At 44.2% G+C, this 364-nt stretch carries 1 protein-coding gene; it reads right to left on the reverse strand.

The window, feature by feature from the left end; all coding sequences use genetic code 11:
* On the reverse strand, positions 1-186 hold a 186-nt coding region (locus tag EL84_RS00150), incomplete at its 3' end, for a glycosyltransferase family 2 protein (RefSeq protein ID WP_047840233.1).
* Positions 187-364: the final 178 nt, after the last annotated feature.

Below are 364 nucleotides of genomic sequence, written 5' to 3' on the forward strand. Positions count from 1 at the left end.
GTACCGAATCCGTGAATCTTCCCGGTACCAAGCCTGACAGATCTCTGGCTTCTGATCTTCTGAACCATCATCCACAATGAAAATCTCCAGATACGGATGTGTTTGCTCACATACACTTCTCAACCCATTTTTCAATAAATCGGCCCGGTTATGGGTCGTAATGATGCAAGATACCAAGGGGTTCATTTCATCACCTTTTCCTGTTCACTAGGATCCCTTCACTTGAAGTGCAGCATATATTCCTGATAATCTGCCCACGAGAAGATTCATATCGAACTTATCCGAGATAATCTCTCTGGTATGTGAACCCATTCTTGCTCTAACCTCTTCATCCGTGATGAGATATTCCACCGCTGATGTCAGC

The organism is Paenibacillus sp. VT-400 (genome assembly GCF_001029205.1).
Lineage (GTDB): Bacteria > Bacillota > Bacilli > Paenibacillales > Paenibacillaceae > Paenibacillus > Paenibacillus amylolyticus.